General features: G+C 67.7%; 21 protein-coding genes. 5 read left to right on the top strand and 16 right to left on the bottom strand.

The features are described 5' to 3' along the window. Nucleotides 1–803, bottom strand: an 803-nt coding sequence (locus VEY12_01400) for a DUF255 domain-containing protein (GenBank protein ID HYM38787.1), incomplete at its 3' end; no start/stop codon positions are given. Between the two features lie 101 nt (nt 804–904). Here VEY12_01400 and VEY12_01395 point away from each other — a divergent pair. Continuing rightward, a complete protein-coding gene (locus VEY12_01395; GenBank protein HYM38786.1) occupies nt 905–1,501 on the top strand; it encodes a TMEM165/GDT1 family protein in 597 nt (198 codons plus the stop codon). Between the two features lie 3 nt (nt 1,502–1,504). On the opposite strand, the gene VEY12_01390 is transcribed toward VEY12_01395, so the two are convergent. The 14 genes from VEY12_01390 to VEY12_01325 form a co-directional block, all read right to left on the bottom strand. Further along, nucleotides 1,505–2,356, bottom strand: a complete 852-nt coding sequence (locus VEY12_01390; GenBank protein HYM38785.1) for an amidohydrolase family protein — start codon at nt 2,354–2,356, stop codon at nt 1,505–1,507. Nucleotides 2,357–2,407: 51 nt separating this feature from the next. Continuing rightward, the gene (locus VEY12_01385; protein HYM38784.1) at nt 2,408–3,148 is read right to left on the bottom strand and encodes an NRDE family protein; all 741 of its coding nucleotides are present in this window, start codon (nt 3,146–3,148) and stop codon (nt 2,408–2,410) included. Nucleotides 3,149–3,157: 9 nt separating this feature from the next. After that, entirely contained in the window at nt 3,158–3,769 is a 612-nt protein-coding gene (locus tag VEY12_01380; protein HYM38783.1) for a hypothetical protein, read from the bottom strand. A 51-nt stretch (nt 3,770–3,820) separates the two neighbouring features. Further along, nucleotides 3,821–5,419, bottom strand: a complete 1,599-nt coding sequence (locus VEY12_01375; protein ID HYM38782.1) for an acyl-CoA dehydrogenase family protein — start codon at nt 5,417–5,419, stop codon at nt 3,821–3,823. Between the two features lie 74 nt (nt 5,420–5,493). Continuing rightward, a complete protein-coding gene (locus VEY12_01370) occupies nt 5,494–5,820 on the bottom strand; it encodes a 6-carboxytetrahydropterin synthase (GenBank protein ID HYM38781.1) in 327 nt (108 codons plus the stop codon). Between the two features lie 88 nt (nt 5,821–5,908). Then, nucleotides 5,909–6,244: a cupin domain-containing protein gene (locus tag VEY12_01365; protein HYM38780.1), complete on the bottom strand. Its 336-nt coding sequence runs from the start codon at nt 6,242–6,244 to the stop codon at nt 5,909–5,911. 65 nt (nt 6,245–6,309) lie between these two features. After that, a complete protein-coding gene (locus VEY12_01360; GenBank protein HYM38779.1) occupies nt 6,310–6,963 on the bottom strand; it encodes a 7-cyano-7-deazaguanine synthase in 654 nt (217 codons plus the stop codon). Between the two features lie 327 nt (nt 6,964–7,290). Further along, nucleotides 7,291–7,740 (bottom strand): hypothetical protein, encoded by a 450-nt coding sequence (locus tag VEY12_01355; GenBank protein ID HYM38778.1) that lies wholly within the window; start codon nt 7,738–7,740, stop codon nt 7,291–7,293. A 289-nt stretch (nt 7,741–8,029) separates the two neighbouring features. Beyond that, entirely contained in the window at nt 8,030–9,106 is a 1,077-nt protein-coding gene (locus VEY12_01350; protein HYM38777.1) for a roadblock/LC7 domain-containing protein, read from the bottom strand. A gap of 89 nt (nt 9,107–9,195) precedes the next feature. Then, complete coding sequence (locus VEY12_01345) at nt 9,196–9,975, bottom strand: enoyl-CoA hydratase/isomerase family protein (GenBank protein ID HYM38776.1); 780 nt, start codon at nt 9,973–9,975, stop codon at nt 9,196–9,198. Nucleotides 9,976–10,086: 111 nt separating this feature from the next. Next, nucleotides 10,087–10,566, bottom strand: a complete 480-nt coding sequence (locus VEY12_01340) for a GNAT family N-acetyltransferase (GenBank protein ID HYM38775.1) — start codon at nt 10,564–10,566, stop codon at nt 10,087–10,089. 54 nt (nt 10,567–10,620) lie between these two features. Further along, entirely contained in the window at nt 10,621–11,409 is a 789-nt protein-coding gene (locus VEY12_01335; GenBank protein ID HYM38774.1) for an enoyl-CoA hydratase/isomerase family protein, read from the bottom strand. Between the two features lie 70 nt (nt 11,410–11,479). Further along, nucleotides 11,480–12,889, bottom strand: a complete 1,410-nt coding sequence (locus tag VEY12_01330) for a hypothetical protein (GenBank protein ID HYM38773.1) — start codon at nt 12,887–12,889, stop codon at nt 11,480–11,482. 66 nt (nt 12,890–12,955) lie between these two features. Beyond that, nucleotides 12,956–13,732, bottom strand: a complete 777-nt coding sequence (locus tag VEY12_01325; GenBank protein HYM38772.1) for a methyltransferase domain-containing protein — start codon at nt 13,730–13,732, stop codon at nt 12,956–12,958. Nucleotides 13,733–13,862: 130 nt separating this feature from the next. Here VEY12_01325 and VEY12_01320 point away from each other — a divergent pair, with 130 nt between their 5' ends. From VEY12_01320 to VEY12_01310, 3 genes are read left to right on the top strand one after another with little or no spacing between them, the layout of a single operon-like run. Beyond that, complete coding sequence (locus tag VEY12_01320) at nt 13,863–14,009, top strand: DUF2080 family transposase-associated protein (GenBank protein HYM38771.1); 147 nt, start codon at nt 13,863–13,865, stop codon at nt 14,007–14,009. Between the two features lie 10 nt (nt 14,010–14,019). Beyond that, nucleotides 14,020–15,087, top strand: a complete 1,068-nt coding sequence (locus VEY12_01315; GenBank protein HYM38770.1) for a HisA/HisF-related TIM barrel protein — start codon at nt 14,020–14,022, stop codon at nt 15,085–15,087. A gap of 4 nt (nt 15,088–15,091) precedes the next feature. Then, entirely contained in the window at nt 15,092–15,922 is an 831-nt protein-coding gene (locus tag VEY12_01310; protein HYM38769.1) for an alpha/beta hydrolase, read from the top strand. A 15-nt stretch (nt 15,923–15,937) separates the two neighbouring features. Here the strand turns inward: VEY12_01310 and VEY12_01305 are convergent, their stop codons facing one another. Next, nucleotides 15,938–16,351, bottom strand: coding sequence for a deaminase (locus VEY12_01305; GenBank protein ID HYM38768.1), 414 nt, complete (start codon nt 16,349–16,351; stop codon nt 15,938–15,940). Nucleotides 16,352–16,471: 120 nt separating this feature from the next. On the opposite strand from VEY12_01305, the gene VEY12_01300 reads away from it, so the two are divergent. After that, nucleotides 16,472–16,621: a hypothetical protein gene (locus VEY12_01300; GenBank protein ID HYM38767.1), complete on the top strand. Its 150-nt coding sequence runs from the start codon at nt 16,472–16,474 to the stop codon at nt 16,619–16,621.

The following is a 16,621-nucleotide window of genomic DNA, read 5'->3' as shown; positions in this document are numbered from 1 at the left end:
TCGAAGTGGGGGACGATCCACTGACCGTCCGTCGAATAGCGGTGGAAGCCACCGCCGACCTGGTCATAGACGCCGCCCTGGGCCATCGAGGTCAGCGTCCGGAGGACGATTTCCCGGAGACCGCTCGCCCCCGTCCGGTGGACCGTCGCCAGGAGGAACTCCATGGTCCCGGCGTGGGGGAACTTAGGCGCGCTCCCGAACCCGCCGTTCACGGGGTCGGCCTCGCCGCGAAGCGTATCGAGACCCTCCTTCAGGAACGCCTCGTTGACGACGGCGGCGTCCAGCACGCTCTCGCGTCGCTCCGCGAGCGCTTGGTGGAGGGACTCGGCGTCCTTCATCGCCTCCCCCTTGTTCTCCGCATATTGCTTCGCGACCGCGCGGAGGACGTGCTCGAAGCTGGGGCGATTGTACGCGTCCCTCGGCGGGAAGTACGTACCCCCGTAGAACACCTTCCCCTCCGGGGTCAGGAACGCGGTCAGGGGCCATCCGCCGGAGCCGGTCAGGGAGCCGACGGCGGCCTGATACCGCGCGTCCACGTCGGGGCGTTCGTCCCGGTCCACCTTGATCGCGACGAACGAGTCGTTGATGATGGTCGCGAGCTCGGGGTCCTCGTAGGACTCGCGGTCGATCACGTGGCACCAGTGGCACCACGACGCGCCGATGTCCAACAGCACGGGCCGGTCGAGCTCCTTGGCCCTCCGGAACGCCTCCTCGCCCCAGGGATGCCAGTCCACGGGTTGGTGCGCGGCGCTCCTCAGGTAGGCCGACGTTTCCTTCGCGAGCCCGTTGGCCTTCTCGGGCATGTGCGAAGCGTCAAGGAGCCGCGGGTTAAGGCGTTTCGCCGAAGTGGGGCACCGCGCCTCGCGCAAACCCTGATTACGAGGGAGCCGTTCGCCGAAGGCCCATGGAAGGCCTGCTCCCCTTCGCGGCCGCGTTTGGGCTGATTGCGCTGCTCGAGCTCGGGGACAAGACCCAACTGGTGACGATTTCCCTGGCGACCCGGCACCCTTGGAAGGGGGTCCTTGCGGGCGCGGTCGTAGGTCTCACGGCCGCGACGGCGATCGGTGCCGCAGTCGGCGGCGTCCTTGCGGCGACCCTGGGAGCTTGGCTCACCTACATCAGGATCGGCGGCGGAGTCCTGTTCATCGTGATCGGCGGATGGACCGTGGCCGCGGCCCTTCGTCGCCACGTCGCCGGGGAACCCGAGGAGGCGGTCAAGGAGAAACGTCGCGCCTTCGTGACCGCCACGAGCTTCAACTTCCTCGCCGAGTTCGGAGACAAGACCCAGATCGCCGTGATCGTTCTCGCGGCCACCTACGACGCGCCCTTCTCCGTGTTCCTCGGCGGGAGCGCCGGGATGGCCTTGATTGCGGTCACCAGCGTAGCCATCGGAAAGGGGCTCTCCCGGTTCATGTCGGAACGTTGGCTGCGTCTCCTCTCCACGGGGCTCTTCATCGTGGCGGGCGTGCTCCTGATCGTCGAGGCCTTCTTCGAGCTCTGAGGACTAGGGGAAGACCTTCCGCGCGTTCGTGACGAAGAACTTCTCCTTGAAGGATTCGGAGAGCGGGAGGGCGCGCATCCCGTCGAGTTCCTGTCGGATGCCTGGGATTCCGGGCCCGGGCCAGTCCGAGCCGAAGAGGACGCGGTCCGCGATCTTCTCGATTCGCGGGAACCCCTCCAGGAGGCGCGGGGGCGGGATGGACGACGTGTCCAGGTATATGTTCGGATGGGCGCGGATCAGGTAGAACGCGGTGTCGCACCAGAGGGGCCGGCCGCCGTGGGCCATGAGGATCGTGAGATCGGGGAAGTCCGTCGCGACGTCGTCGAGGGCTAGGGGGTCCCCGAACTTGGAGCGGGCGCCGAGGAACACGGATGTCCCCGTATGGAACATGATCGGGAGGTGCAGCTTCTCCGCCGTGCGGTAAATCCTCCACAGGTTCGGCATCTGGCCGTCCACGTAGGCGTTCGGGGCGAACAGTTGGTGCGGTGGGTGGATCTTGAGCCCGCGGATCTCCAGCTTCGAGGCCAGGTGCTCGATCTCCGCCTCCGGTTCCTTCGTGAGCCGCGGGTGGACGCCCCCGAACGCGAGGAGCCGCCTGGGGTCCTCGGAGGCGTACTTCGACACGAAGGCGTTCACGTCGAGGCCCAGGCCCATGACCTCCGGGGCCGCGTAGTTGATCAGGCAGGCACGCTCGACGCCGACCTCGTCGAGGTGGGCGAGCAGGGCTCGCGGATCCTCCATCTTCCGCGCCATGGCGTCGAAGTCGGGCATCGTGCGCCGCATGGTCTCGAAGACGGCGGGCTTGAGGTTCCGGAACGGTTCGAGATGGAGGTGGACGTCCGTGATGCCGGGCAACGCCCCGGCGAAGCGGCGGCTCAGGGAAATGCTTTTCGGACTTGCCCGCGCTCACTCGGGGCTCGGTAGCCGCCGGATGACCTCGCCGTAGTCCCGGTACGGCGTCTGGCAGGGCGCGCCGTCTGCGTACAGGAGCACGTTCTCCCCGGGATCCACGTTGCTGAGCGCCAGGATCGTGGAGGAGACCGTCCCGCCGCCCATCGCATGGTTGCACAGGCTGACCCCGCCGCCCGACGCGTGCGTGCGCAGGGCGGACTGCAGCGTCCGGACGGCATCCTGGACGGTCCGCGTGGGTGCCTTGGAGAGGAGGTTCTGGACGAGCTCCCCCTTCGGATCTCCCGCGACGTTGCCGCCCTCATTGGTCAGGACGTTCAGTCCCTCGTGGCCGCGCGTCACGGACACCTGGCCGTCGTAGCGGAAGAATCGCAGGTCCTGCCGGGTCGCGGCGAGGAGGTTGAAGAAGTTGTATTCGTGCGCCTGCGTCTCCCGTTGCAGGTAGATGTCCGCCGCCGGGATCGTGGGTGACTTGAGCGCCTCGACGAGCAAGAGGCCCCGCGACCGCGCGGTGGCCGAAATCCGCCCCCGGCGGTTCGAGAGGGCCATGGCGAGTCCGCGGCCGCTCGCGCCGATCCAGGCGCCTCCCGCCGTGCGATCCTTCGGGACCACGAGGGCCGGATTGCCGTCGACGAAGGCCGGTGGATCCGCGGCCCGCATCGCGGACTCGTCGCGGTTCATGCCCAGGACGATGTCGTAGTGGTCCACCGCGCGCCAGAGGAGGATCAGGCTGCACATGGGTATGCCTCACGAGGATTGCTCGAGGTCGTACGCGCGCATCTGGGCGACTCGCGCGACGTCGGGCCGCCCTGCCTTCGACGCGGATTCCATGGCCCGTCGGTACGCCTGGATCGTGGCGGCCTTGAGGCCCGGGTCGTTCGCGTCCGCGGCCTGCTCGCTCATCGCTTCGGCCGTGTCGAAGAAGTACTTCGAGGCGGTGAGGTGATCGCCGAGCGCCTGGAAGAACGCGCCCGCGAAGAGCCCTTCATGGGTCAGCCCCTCGGCTCCTCCCGAGAAGTTCTCCTTGAGGACCGCCGCGTACTCCTTGGCGGTCTCCTGGAGCGAGGCGTCTCCCTGGAGATCCTGGACCGCGTTGCGGTACTCGACCAGGGAGAGGTACGTGCGCTCATCGCGGGCCATTTCCGTATCCTTCAGGGCCAGATATCCTGCGCCCGCTTTCCGTCGCCACACGCCCGCGTCATGGAGGCGACCGAGCTTCTCGTTGCACCGGGCCAGGGCCTGGAAGACGCCGATGCGGTCCAGGTTCGAGCCCGATTCGGTGAGCCGTGCGTAGGGTTCCAAGGCTTTCGCGAAATCGCCCCGCGCCTCGGCGTCGATGGCGTCGACGAGGTCGGACATGGGCGGAGCAGAACCCCGCTTGCCTTATGAAAATGTGGTCACGGAGGCGCTTCACATCCCGTCCGCGTCCCAGACCCGCTCCTTGTCCAGCGCCCAGGTGGGATACTCCTCTCCGGCGAGGAAGTGCCGGCCGTACAGTTCGGCGAGGCGCTCGTACCGCGGGCCGCCCGTCTTGCTTAGGTCAAGCAAGAGGACGACGGTGGTCGCGTCCGCGATCCGGGTCATCGCATGCTTCGCCCGCCAGATCACCTCCGCGGGCGAGCCCACTCGCAGGGACTCCAAGGCTGCCTCCGCCTCCCGCCTCGCGAGCCGAGGAATCTCTCCCCCGGCCGCCTCGAGCCGCGGGATGACGTCCTCGAGGAACGGCTGGTCCGCGTGGTGCTTCTGGATGCTCTCGAGGAAGTCCAGGGCCTGGATGTTGCTGGGCCCCTCCCAGATCGGCGTGATGAGCGCCTCGCGGTGCCAGCGCGCGACCGCGTACTCCTCGAGGAATCCGAGGCCGCCAAAGAGCTCCATGGCCAACGCCGTCATCGCCGCCGCGTGCTCCGCGGTTCGGTTCTTGGCCAGGTGGATGAGGAACCGCGCGTAGTGGTACGCGAGCGAGTACGGCCGCCGTTCGTTCCACACCCGGTCGAACTGGTCCACGGCCCGGAAGGCCAGGGCAAGCCCGCCCGCGGCCCGCACGGCCAGGTCCGTGAGGTCGCGGCGGATCAACGGGTGTTCCCGCAGCTTCCGTCCGAACGCCTCGCGACGGCGCACGCGCTCGAGGACCTCGAGCTGGGCCTTCTTCGCGGTCGCCATGGCGCCGATCGCGTTCGCGAGGCGCGAGACGTTCAGGATCTCCAGGGTCATGTACACGCCATCCTCCGGCGTCCCCAGTAGATGGGCCTCGCTCCCGTTCAGGTCGACCTCGCCCGTGGGGACCGCCCGGGTCGCGCTCTTGTCCTTGAGGCGCCTCACCGTGAAGTTCAGCTCGCCGGACGCGCGGAGGCGGGGGAGGAGGAACAAGGCGAGCCCCTTCGCTCCGACCTTCGCGCCCGGGGGTCGCGCGGTGACGAGCGCGTAGTCGGCCAGGCCGGCGCCGCTCGCGAAGTACTTCTCGCCCGTGAGCCGCCAGACGTCTCCGTCCCTGCGGGCGACCGTGATGTTGGCCCCGAGGTCGCTGCCGCCCTGGATCTCCGTCATCCAGGTGGCGCCGAAGGCGTCCCCGGCAAGCATCGCCTCCTTCCACGCGGCGAACGCGGGTGCGTACTTGTGGATGCCGTACACGGTTTGGTTCGTGATCGTGAGGACGCAGTACAGTCCCGGATCCCCCAACAGGTACCCGAGAGCGAAGTGATGGTGCCAGCTGCCGCCCTCGTAGGGAGGACGGTTGATGTGGGCCGCGGCCTTGAGCACGACCCGCTCCGCAGGGCTCAGCCTCGCCCGGTCGACGCGGCGGCCGTCGAGGTCGTGCGTGACAAGGACCGGGGCGGCGTCCTGGTCGACGTGGTACACGGTCTCGTACACGTCCTCGCCGGCGAACTGCCCGAAGCGGTGGAGCTCGTCGCGGTGCCGTGGGAAGTCCCGCCAGAAGGCCGTCAGGATGGCCGCCAGGTCCTCGTCGCGGTCGAAGTGGTTCGTGCCGTAGGCGTATGAGATCTGCCGCATGGCGTCCCGGTCCCCCACCATGCCGACGGCATGGGGGGCCGGCGCTCATATGCGTTGTGGGGCCCGCGCCCGCCTCAGGTCTCAGCGTACTTCCCGTGGCCTTCCCAGACGCGCACGTGCACGGGGAGCTTGAGCGCGTCCTGGAGCCGCTTCGCGAGGAGCTCCGCGATGTTCTCCACGGTGGGATACTGGATGAAATCGTTCCAGTCCTTGTGGTCGTACTCCGCGAGCACGCCGCGGGTGACCTTCTTGAGCTCGGCGAAGTCCAGGAGCATGCCGCCCTTGTGCTCCCCCTCGATGAACACGTCGACCTGGTACGTGTGCCCATGGAAGGAGCCGCACCGCTCGTGCCCAGGGAGGTGGTGCGCGCAGTCGATGTACTCCGTGATGCCGAGCTTCATGGGCGTGCGCAAGGGGTCGCCCGCCATAAAGGTTGGCGGCCGCGTCCCTCCTGGGTCCGCCCCCGTGAGGTCGTGGCCCGCGGCCGGGCTACACGGGCGTCACGGTCAGGAAGCGCAGAGCCGCCGTTCCCCGTTGGAGGAACTGGTGCTCCTCGTCGCCTTGGACGAGGAGGACCACGCCGGGCCGCAGCTCGATCCGCCGGCCGTCCACGATCGCGACGCCGCGGCCCGAGGTCACGACGAGCTCATGCTCCCACTTGTGGGCGTGGGCGACCGAGTACCCGCCTTTCCCAAAGATGAGCTCGTGCACGGAGGTGTGCCGGGCGCCATCCTCGCGACCGACGAGTTGGCGCATGCGGACGTTGTGGCTGCCCTTTTCCAAGAAGCGAACCGGAGCGACCGACCGAACGGTGGTCGTGTACATTCCACACCGCGGGAGGCGGGGGAGCGTATCAAGTTTTCGCGACGGGCCTCACGCCCGATTCCGGCTCACGTCCCGTAGGGGACGGGATCCGGGACGCCGATTCGGGCGAACGCCTCGCGGCGTTCCTTGCACGACACGCACGAACCGCAGTGCACGTCTCGGTCCCAGTAGCATGACCACGTGAGGTCGAAGGGCACGCCGAGATCGCTTCCCAGGCGCAGGACGTCCTCCTTGGACGTGCCGCTCAGGGGGACGATCACCTGCACGGGGGATCGGTCGTAGGACCACAGGCTCAGGTGGAGCACGCTGTTCAGGAAGTTGAAGAACTTCGGGCTCGCGTCGGGGAACGACTCCGGGTCGATCCCATTGTGGCCCCCGACCAGATACCGCGCACCGTCCAGTTCCGCGTAGTACGCCGCGAGGCCGTAGAAGATCAGGTTCCGCGCGGGGATGTAGCCCTCCGGGGAATCCCGGAGCACGGGGTTCGCGAGGCCGGACTCCCTCAGGTCATCCACCTCTTTGAGGAAGGGCAGGTCGACGTACCGGATGGGTCGGACGGCCGCGCGCTTCACAAGGGCTTCGATGGCCACATGCTCGCGCCGGGGCCGGCCGAAGTAGTCGAAGGTCAGGGGATGCACGTCCCAGCCCTGCTTGCGGGCCCACCACAGGGTGACGGCGGAATCCACGCCGCCGGACAACAGGACAATCGCGCGGTCCATCCGGGGTCGGGAAGGCCACGGAGCCGGGCTATAAGGAGTTACGCCCTGGGCCTCGCCACGGGTATGATCGGCGTCTCGTCCGGGCCATCCCCCGGTGGAAAACGACTTGACCGCCACTCGGAGCCCGAGCGGACGTCTTGGCGTACAAAGGGTCCGTTGCGCCTGCATGTCGGGCACCCTCCAATTCCGGAACTCGCCTCGTAGCCTCGCGAGCCGTTCTCGCGCGAGCTTCTCACCCTTCACCGCGGAGGGGATCCGCGGGCCGAGGGCCGTCGACTCGGCGGGAGGGGCGAGACTTCACTCAGGCAGTGGGCCCGGCCTGCTCCGCTATTGCACGAGCCTCAGCGGGGCGCTGTCCCGCGGGCACACATGGTACTCGGATGGGTAGTGATTGCCGCAGACCGGACAGAACTTCAGGCCGGATGGCTGGGGAGGCACCTGGACGATGGCGGGCTGGACAGGCTGGGGCGGCGGACCGTACGTCGCGGGCGGTGGGGAGTAGACGGATTGGGGCGGAAACACGGAATGGGGCGGTACCATGCGCATGAGGGCCCGGAGGCGTGGGCTCTCGGTGCCGACAAGGACAATCCCGATGATCGCGAGTAGCAATCCGACGACGGCGATTAGAGTACCGAGCCCCTGATATCCGTAGTTGATGCAGACGCCGAACGAGCCTGCGGTGCAAGTCCAGCCTAGGTCGAGCCCGACCAACGAGAGGATGACACCAAGGACGAGTGCGACAACTCCCATCCCCTTTGTCATTCCCTGGCTACTCATGCGAAGCCACACCGGCCCCTCGGGATTCAACGGTTTCGGTCTGGTTCGCAGCGGAGCACGGCTTTGAAACCCCTGGCTCATGAACTAGGGAAGATGAACCAGGCATTCTGAGGTGAGGTGCGGCCCTAAGCTGCCCGGTGATGGCTCAGTCATGACCGCCCGCATCTCTGTCCGTGTGTCCCAGGAGGATGACGCACCGGCCATCCGGAACCAGCGCGACAACGCGATCGGACACGCAGCGAAGCTCGGCGAAGAAGCGGCGGGACTCATCCCCGGGAAGGGTGACGGCTCAGTCCGCAGGAGGCGGCGGGAGGAAGAAGGGTTGCCAGAGGACCGCGATCTCGTCCTCGATCCCCTCGAGCGGCTCCCCGCCCCATTCGTCGAGCTTGTCCGCGTAGCGGTCGATGAGGCAGGCCAGAAGATGGCGCAGCCGCGGCACGATGTCCTCCGTGGCGCCACGGGTCACGAGGACCGCGACGACGATCCCGCGTTCGTTACAAAGGATGAAGCGGTGGTCTCCGAGCGTGACTTCCTGGACGTCGTTGCCGTCCCGTTCCGAGAACGTCTCCCGGACAAAGTTGGAGAGGACGCTGATCATGCCCCCGACGACGTCCCGGTCCTTCTCCGACATGAGGGTGCGGGACATATGCTTGATCAGGAGTCCGTTGGAGCCGATGACGAAGACCTCCTCGATCGCGGGCTCGAGGTGGGCGGGCGTGGGCGGCTCGGGCGGCGGCGGGTCCGCGCCACGGGCCAGGACCGCTTGCCTGGCCGCGGGCTTCCGCGACGGCCGGAGGGACCACACCTCTGACGCGCCGAAGGCGAGGAGGATGCACAGGCCCAGGAGGAGGTACCAGGTGACGTTCGGTCCCCAAGTGAGCAGGCTGGGTCCGTACAGGATCTGGCCTTCGAAGCTCGGCAGGGAGTTCCCGTTCAGCTGGGGCAGATCCTCCGCGGCGGAGGTGATCTGCAGGACCAGGTAAAGGGGGACAACGAGCGCGAGCAGGCACCCCGCCACCATCGCGCTCCCTGCGAACATCCCGCGGAGTCTACGTCGCAGGGTCGCGGCGCTCAGGGCCAACGCGGCCACAATGCACGCGACCGCGCCTTCGAACCCGAGTTGCATGGCCGAGAACAGGGCGGCCATGCGGCTTTGGTTCGGCAGGTTCAGGTATGTGAAGTTCTGGACCGTCGCATTGCCGAAGGTCTTGTTCTCGATCGTGTGCGTGGCCCCAAAGAGGCCGTAGGACCAGATGTCCACCTGGCTGCTATCCGAGAGCCGCCACTCCCACGCCGGTTGGCCGACCGCGACCACGACGACCGCGAGCGCGATGGCTCCGACGACGATGCCGGACCACGCAGACATAGTTCGGAAGGGACGTCTCCCGTCCGGCTTAAGAGGCCTTTTGCGTCATTATCGCGTGGAAAACCTATCCGTGGTCTCGGGCGTGAGAATCACTTGTCGCTCCAGCGCGGCGCGCGCTTCTCGAGGAAGGCGCGGACCCCTTCCTCCTTGTCCGCTGACGCGAAGACGAGGCCGAAGAGGGTCTGCTCGTACCGGAGTCCTTGGTCCAAGGGCAGGCGGGCCGAGGCCTTGACCGCGGCCTTCGCGAGGCGCACGGCGACCGCGCTCTTCGACGCGATGCGTGAGGCGATCTCGTCCACGCGCCGGTCCAGCGCGGGATGGGCCACCACCTCGTCGACGAGGCCGATCCGCAGCGCCTCGGCCGCGTCGATGCGATCGCCGGTCAAGGTGAGCTTGAGCGCGGTACCCAGCCCGACGAGGCGGGGCAGGCGCTGGCTCCCGCCGCCTCCCGGGATGATCCCGATGTTCACTTCGGATTGGCCGAACACGGACCGCTCCGAGGCAATCCGGATGTCGCATGCCAGGGCGAGTTCCAACCCCCCGCCAAAGCAGAAGCCGTCGATCCGGGCGATCAGCGGCTTGGCCACCCGGTCCACGGCATCGTACACGGTGCCCTCCTGGTACATCCGCTGCTGCTCCGTGAGCGTCCGTCCCTGGAACTCGGCGATGTCGGCACCGGCGACGAAGGCCTTGTCCCCGGCGCCTGTGACCACGATGACCCGCACCGAGGCGTCCGCCTCGAGCTCCCGCAGCGCCGCGACGACCGCGTCCTTCATCTCGAGGGACATCGCGTTGTGCTTCTCGGGCCGGTTCAGGGTCGCGACCGCAATGGGTCCGCGGCGTTCGACCCGGACGAGGGAAGAGGCCATGGAAACGCACGGGGAGAGTCGCGGCAGCGTTTAGGCCTTCCGAACGAAATCAACCTTGTTTAAGGTTGATTCTGGCCTCGCGACGCGGGGAGCTCCTGGGGGTCTCCACGCTCACATGAGCTTGTCCATCGTGAAGACCGTGGTCTGAAACCCGAGCTTCTTCCAGAACTCGAACCCGAGCGTGTTCCGGGCGTCCGTCTGGAGCCGCACGCGAACCACGCGCTTCTCCTCGAACCACCGCAGGGCCTCGGCCACGAGGGCCTTCCCCACGCCCTTCCCCCGCTGCGGCTCTTGGACGTAGACGTCGGAGATGTGGCCGTAGTCGCGCTCCATGAAGATCCCGGGCTGACGCTCGATGCCGGCGACCAGGAATCCGACGGCCTGATCGCCGGCCTCGGCGACGAGGCAGAGTCGGTCCGATTTCCCCAAGTGGCCCCGGAGGTATTTCTTCCAGCCCGCCTCGGCGCCCGGCGCGAGGCGGAAGTCCTGGCCTCCCAGGGCCTCGTGGAAGCCCACGAGCTCGCGCCAGAGGCGGGTGAGCACGGGCAGGTCGCGCACCTTGGCCTGGCGAACGCGCACGTCGAGGGCCATGAAGCCGCCCATGCCGCGCTGCGGCCTAAAGGCTCGCTCTATTCCCTTCGGCGGTCACTTGCCCTGGAACCGCGGCTTCCGCTTCTCGAGGAAGGCCTTGAAACCCTCCTTCGCGTCCGCCATGGAGAACAGGCGGTTCTGGAGCTCGCGTTCGAGGGCGAGCCCCTCGTGGAGCGGGACCTCGACGCCTTCGACGACGGAGCGCTTGATCAGACCGACCGCGCGCGCGGCGTGGTTCGGGTAGGCAAGGCTCTCGGCAAACGCGATGGTCTCCTCCATGAACTTCTCCCGCGGGAACACCCGGTTCAGGATGCCCCACTCCAGGGCCTCCTTGGGCGTGAGCGTGCGGCCCGTGGTCATCAGGTCGATCGCGCGGCTCTTCCCGATGAGCCGCGGCAGGCGCTGCGTGCCGCCGGTGCCCGGGAGCACCCCGAGGGTGACCTCGGGCAGGCCGATCTTCCACGGACCGTCCGAGGCGAAGCGGAGGTCCGCGGCGAGGGCGATCTCGAGTCCGCCGCCCACGCAGTGCCCGTCGATCGCCGCGATGAACAGCTTCGGCGTGGTCTCCATCTTGTTCAGGACCTCTTGGCAGTTCAGGCAGAACATCGCCTTGTACTCCGGCGTGGACGTCGCGAGGAGGTTGATGTCCGCACCGGAGGACCAGATCCCGTCGAGCTTCGAGGCGAAGACGCAGATGTCGATCGAGTCGTCGAAGCGCACCTCGTCGATCACGTTGCTGATGTCCCTCATGAGGTCCGTGTCGTACGTGTTCATCTTCGGCTTGTTGAACCAGGCCACGGCCACGCGGTCCTTCCTCTCCAAGGACATGTACGTGAGGTCCATCGGATGCCCCTCGGCGCGTCCTAAGAAGGCGGCTCGTTATAAAGCATGGCGATTCGACGCCGCTGCGGGCCTAGCGAACCTTCTCGGGCTCGCCCCACTTGTCGTTGAAGAGGAATTCGTCCTTCACGAACTCCCAGTGGCGGCTCGTCATGTACCGTTCGGGGAGGACGGTCTTCAGGTAGTCCGCGTACGCCTGCCGCTCCACGGGCTTGCCGTCGTGCGTGAGCAGGTTCCCATGGACGTCGTACGGCAGGTAGACGTAGCCCACGCCCGCGGAGTCGCTGCCCGCGTTCCGGAAGTCCCCGTACTCCTGGAGGCCGCGAATCCGGAAGAACCGCCGGTCGGGCAGGAACACGAGGTCGGCCTTCGTCAGGCCGTGGACCTCCTCGCCGTTCTCGAGCCGCGCGAGAATGCGCTCCGCCTCGTCCTTCGTGCAGCGCGCCTTGGACGCGATCATCGCGAGGTTCACGTCCTTCACCTTGCCGCGGACCTCCTCGATGTAGATCGCCTGGGCCTCGCCGTTCGTCAGGGTCTTGAAGACGCCCTTCACAAGGCCGCCCCCGAGCTCGGAGCCGAACATCTCGAGGCCCCGGGGATACCACATGTTGATCGTCCGCTGCAGGTCGTCCACGCCGAAGTTGCCGCCGTCGTGGATCGCGGCCGCGGCGATCGCCTTCATGAGCGTCTCCCCCGCCGCGAGGTGGTAGGACTCCTCCTTCCACCGCATCCAGGGCATGGACACGGCCATGGGCCCGTAGTGGAAGTGGTGCTGCATCTCGAGCTGGAACTTCCCCACGCGGTCGATTAGGCTCAGGAACGTCGCGGAGTCCATGATGCTCTTGAACTCGATATTGAACGCGTCGAGGACGTGCTCCCCAGGCTTCATCGCGAAGAGCTCCTCCATGGTCTCCGTGGCCCAGTGGTGCCCCCACCGGGTCCGGTCGAAGCTCGCATCCAGGGTGAGGACGCCCGCCATCTGCATGTGGTGCCGCAGCTCCTCCACGCAGACGCGCTTCTTGGAGAACGAGATCGCGTCGAGCCGGTGGCCCGTCGGGTCCGTGCGGTGCATGCCCTCGACGACCTCCCGGTCGAGGCCGTTCAGGGACCCGGAGTCGAGCTGCTCGTACACCATCCGGTGCTGCTGGATGGACCCGAGCTCCGTGGACGCCTGGGCGCGGATGATCTTCAAAGCGGTCATGTACTGGTTGTCCGGCATGTCGTCGGCCTTCCAGACGCGCGTGGTGAGGTCCGCGGTGGCTGACGTCGCGCCGACGACCTTGCGCGCGAAGTCCGCGAAGCCGTCCGGCTTCGCGAGCACACACGTCAGGAGCGGGAGGGGCGTCCCGGGATAGTATCGATTCCAGTTCGCCGCGTCCAGGACGACGGGCATCTCGGGGAAGTACGTCTCCTGCCAGAGGCGGCCCTCGTCCTGCCACTTCGTCGGGAGCGGTTCCGTCCGGAACTGATCGAGGAGGGCCATCCATGTCAACCAAGGGGCCCTCCCTGATGAAACTTACCCGCCGGATTTCTATAAATTTCGGCGGACCTAAATCGAGCGAGCCATGCGTCCGCGGGGTTCGACGACCGCTATGTAGTCGCCGGGCGCGTAGCCGCCGCCCCAGATCACGCGCGTGAGTTCCCATCCGCTCTGGTGTGCGATCCGCGCGAGGTCCTCCGGCGACAGGAGGAGCAGGTCGAACCAGTCCCCGATGCGGCCCTTGTAGCGGACGCGGAGGGTGAGCTGCCCCGCGGGACGGCCCCGCGCGATGTTCCGCTTCACGTAGGGCAGATGGTCCACGGACCACGTGCCCGGGATCCGGCCGTGGCCCACGAGGCGCCCCTTCCGCCGCATGACGGGCTTCAGGCCGCGGAGGAACGCGCGCATGTGCGGCACGTCTCCGGGCAGGCCGAGGTTGTTGCCCAGGAGCAGCACGGTGTCGAACGTGCCCAGCCCCCGGGGGATCCGGTGCACGTTCCCGAGGTAGACCTCCTGAACGCCCCGGATCCGGGCGAGGGCGACCTGGGTCGGCGAGGCGTCGAGGCCGACGACCGGGTGGCGCTTGGTCTGGAGGTAGAGCGCATGGCGCCCGGGGCCGCAGCCCAGATCGAGCACGCGTCCTCGGACCTCCTTCATGGCCTCTCGCTCCATCCGAGGCCACGCGTTGAACGTGCTGAAGTACGCGTGGATCGCGGACAAGCTGCGGTACCCGTCGTCCCGCTCGAACTCCACGCGGACGTGCTTCCCCATCCAGAAGTCGAGCATCGCCTGGGCGTACAGTTCGAACGACGATCCGGGCGGTGCCCGGCTCCTGGGGCGGGCCATGGGGTCCGCTCGGGCATGGGCCGGGGGCCTACATGACCTTTCTGCCGCGGAACTCGGGTTGCAGCTACAAGATAACCAACCCGGCAAACGTTTATCTCCGCGCGGGGCGTGCCCTCACGGGGGAGCCGCCATGGCGCGGACGCGCAGAGAATCCAAGTTCGAGGTGTTCGGCGAAGAGATGCTCGAGAAGGTCGTCGCGAAGAGCGGCAGCTCGGGCCGCGTGTACCTCCCGCCCGACTGGATCGGGAAGCGGGTCAAGGTCATCCGCGTGGACTGAGGCACCTCGCATGGCGGCGCGGAGACGGTGGGGACCCGAGGGGATCGCCGCGTGCGCGCGGTGCGGCAGCCGCCGGGTGCACCCCAAGCTCCTCGTGATGGGTCCGATCCCCGGGATCGACAGCGACGCGTACTCGTACATCTGCGAGGACTGCAAGTACGAGGCCATGCCCGTGATCTTCGACACGGAAGCCCAGCGGGCCCAGTTCCAGAAGGAGATCCGGGAACGGGGCCACGCCGCTGCGGACAAGCCCCTGAAGACCGCGCCGAGCGTCCCCATCCTCCCCATCTACACGGAACCCCTTGTGGACGTGCCCCTCCTGGACCAGCTCCCGGTCCGCTCCGCCGCGGTCGTCGGCGTACGTTGGGACGGGCAGCGGCTCGTGCCCAACGGCTACCGCGTGTCCTTCCCGGAGTACTGGAATGTGATCGGCGGCTCGCGGTACAACGCCTCCCTCGTGTTCATGCTCGACCTCACGGGGATCGAGCGGTCCAACCCGAACTTCGACGTGATGCGGCACCTGGTCAAGCGGTGCGACGTGTGGCTGGACCTCGGCGTCCGCGACTCGGACGACATCATGGACGGCTACATGCTCGATGTGGAGCGCGTGGTCGTGAGCACCAAGACGCTGCCCTCCCTGGACGCGTTCACGGAGGCGTACGCGCTCTCGCCCGCGGTCCTGCCCTGCCTGGACTGGGACGGGAAGGTCCTGTGGGCGGACCCGCGGGAAGTGCGCACGGACGTGCGGGAGGTCCTGCGCGCGCTCCGGGCCGTCGGCTATTCCGCCGTGTGCGTGATGGACCTGCGGCGGCTCGGCACGGAGGCAGGCCCGGACGCCGACCTCTTGCGCGCCCTCGAAGGCTCCGACCTCGCCGTGCACGTGGGCGGAGGCGTCCAGGAAACCGACGTCCCCGCGCTCCAGGAGAAGGGCTTCGCGGGCGGCCTCGTGGATCCGTTCACGCCCGTAATTCGGAACCTGCTCCTGCCGCCCAAGGACGAGGGCCCTGCGCCCGCATCCACACCGGAGGCGGTCGCGCGGCCCGCTCCCTCGCCGCGCGCCGTGCCGGACGCGGGCTGACTCCATGTGCGCGCTGGAGGTCGAGGAGGCCTTCGCGACCGCGCCCGACGGCGCGCGCATCCTGTACCGCGTGAGCGGCAAGGGACCGTTCGCTCTCGTCATGCCCGTGCCGTGGGGACTCGACTCCTACGTGCAGACGCGGGGCTTCTCCTCCCTGGGGTTCTACATGGCCCTGGTCACGTTCGACCCGCGCGGTGTGGGCGGCTCCGATCCCGTGCGGTCTGAGGACGAGTTTTCCCGAGACGCCACGGTGCGGGATGCCGCGGCGGTGGCCGATGCGGTCGGCCTGCCGCGGAGCGTGGTCCTCGGGCACTCCGGCGGCGGGGCCGTCGCGCTCACGTACGCCCTGCGGTACCCCGATCGTGTGTCCCATCTCGTCCTGCTGTCCACGGCTGCCTGGTGGTCCGACCCGAGTCCGCTCCGCACGGATCGAGGCTTTCCCGCCACGGAGGAGGCGATGCGGGAGCGGATGCGGGACGAGGTCGCACGCTCCGTACGCCGTCCCGAGATCTTCGCCCACGCGATGGACGAGTTGCTCCCGCGGATGCGGTTCTCACCGGAGCGGCTGAAGTGGGTGGTTACTGTGGGCGCGAACACCTACGACGTCCGCCAGCGGCTCGAGGAAATCCGGGTGCCGACGCTCATCGTCCATGGGCGGGACGACGTGCGCGTGCCCCTGGAGCGCGCGGAGGAAGTCCACCGCGGGATCGCAGGGTCGCGCTTGGTGGTCCTCGACGACTGTGGCCACTGGCCCCATGTGGAGAAGCGGTCCGAGTTCGTGAGTGCGGTGAAGGAGTTCCTCGGGCTCGAGGATCGTCCCCAGAAGTACTTCTGAGCCGATACCGGGAGCTCAGACGCGTTCAACCTCGATGCCCACCTGTCGCAGGACGTCGAGGCCCTCATCCGAACGGTACGTGGCTCGGTAGTACACCTTGGAGACTCCTGAGTTCACGATCGCCTTGGCGCACGTGATGCAGGGCTGCGCCGTGACAAAGACGACCTTATGGGGGTCGTTGACACGAACCTTGATGAGGGCATTCACCTCGCTATGAACGCAGCCGCACCCGCCCGCCTGGTCCACCCGGCAGTCCTCGTGGGAGAGACCCCTCGCCGTCCCGTTGTACCCAAACCCGTAGATTTGGGTCATGTCCTGCGAGGTGATCACGCATCCAACCTGGAATCGCTTGCATGTGGCGCGGCGCGTCAGAGCCATCGCGAAGTCCATGATCAGGCTCTCGAGACTCGGTCTCTCGATCTTGCCCATCTCCGCTCCCCTTTGAACTCCCGCGGACAAGCCCGTCGGGCGTCATAAGGCTTCGGGGGTCACGCCCTTTCTCCCGACTCCCGCGAACCTATTTCTAGCCCGGCAGGCTCGTACCGTCCGATGGGCCGAGACGAGGACCCCGGCGACGCCACGCGCGTCACCTGGGAGCAGGTCCATGCGTTTCGCATGGCTCGCCACCACCTCGACCACTCCGTACCGAAGACCCAGCTCGCCCGAGCTGTGGGCGACGCCTGCGGCATCCAGGCCTAG

The sequence above is a fragment of the Thermoplasmata archaeon genome, assembly GCA_035632695.1.
GTDB lineage: Archaea > Thermoplasmatota > Thermoplasmata > RBG-16-68-12 > RBG-16-68-12 > RBG-16-68-12.
This window is presented reverse-complemented; position numbering and strand designations above follow the sequence as displayed.

Excerpts from the sequence above, each read along its gene's own strand:
- VEY12_01395 (HYM38786.1), top strand. The coding sequence starts at position 905 with ATGGAAGGCCTGCTCCCCTTCGCGGCCGCGTTTGGGCTGATTGCGCTG.
- VEY12_01385 (HYM38784.1), bottom strand. The coding sequence starts at position 3,148 with ATGTGCAGCCTGATCCTCCTCTGGCGCGCGGTGGACCACTACGACATC.
- VEY12_01380 (HYM38783.1), bottom strand. The coding sequence starts at position 3,769 with ATGTCCGACCTCGTCGACGCCATCGACGCCGAGGCGCGGGGCGATTTC.
- VEY12_01375 (HYM38782.1), bottom strand. The coding sequence starts at position 5,419 with ATGCGGCAGATCTCATACGCCTACGGCACGAACCACTTCGACCGCGAC.
- VEY12_01370 (HYM38781.1), bottom strand. The coding sequence starts at position 5,820 with ATGAAGCTCGGCATCACGGAGTACATCGACTGCGCGCACCACCTCCCT.
- VEY12_01365 (HYM38780.1), bottom strand. The coding sequence starts at position 6,244 with ATGTACACGACCACCGTTCGGTCGGTCGCTCCGGTTCGCTTCTTGGAA.
- VEY12_01360 (HYM38779.1), bottom strand. The coding sequence starts at position 6,963 with ATGGACCGCGCGATTGTCCTGTTGTCCGGCGGCGTGGATTCCGCCGTC.
- VEY12_01355 (HYM38778.1), bottom strand. The coding sequence starts at position 7,740 with ATGAGTAGCCAGGGAATGACAAAGGGGATGGGAGTTGTCGCACTCGTC.
- VEY12_01350 (HYM38777.1), bottom strand. The coding sequence starts at position 9,106 with ATGTCTGCGTGGTCCGGCATCGTCGTCGGAGCCATCGCGCTCGCGGTC.
- VEY12_01345 (HYM38776.1), bottom strand. The coding sequence starts at position 9,975 with ATGGCCTCTTCCCTCGTCCGGGTCGAACGCCGCGGACCCATTGCGGTC.
- VEY12_01340 (HYM38775.1), bottom strand. The coding sequence starts at position 10,566 with ATGGCCCTCGACGTGCGCGTTCGCCAGGCCAAGGTGCGCGACCTGCCC.
- VEY12_01335 (HYM38774.1), bottom strand. The coding sequence starts at position 11,409 with ATGGACCTCACGTACATGTCCTTGGAGAGGAAGGACCGCGTGGCCGTG.
- VEY12_01330 (HYM38773.1), bottom strand. The coding sequence starts at position 12,889 with ATGGCCCTCCTCGATCAGTTCCGGACGGAACCGCTCCCGACGAAGTGG.
- VEY12_01325 (HYM38772.1), bottom strand. The coding sequence starts at position 13,732 with ATGGCCCGCCCCAGGAGCCGGGCACCGCCCGGATCGTCGTTCGAACTG.
- VEY12_01320 (HYM38771.1), top strand. The coding sequence starts at position 13,863 with ATGGCGCGGACGCGCAGAGAATCCAAGTTCGAGGTGTTCGGCGAAGAG.
- VEY12_01315 (HYM38770.1), top strand. The coding sequence starts at position 14,020 with ATGGCGGCGCGGAGACGGTGGGGACCCGAGGGGATCGCCGCGTGCGCG.
- VEY12_01310 (HYM38769.1), top strand. The coding sequence starts at position 15,092 with ATGTGCGCGCTGGAGGTCGAGGAGGCCTTCGCGACCGCGCCCGACGGC.
- VEY12_01305 (HYM38768.1), bottom strand. The coding sequence starts at position 16,351 with ATGGGCAAGATCGAGAGACCGAGTCTCGAGAGCCTGATCATGGACTTC.
- VEY12_01300 (HYM38767.1), top strand. The coding sequence starts at position 16,472 with ATGGGCCGAGACGAGGACCCCGGCGACGCCACGCGCGTCACCTGGGAG.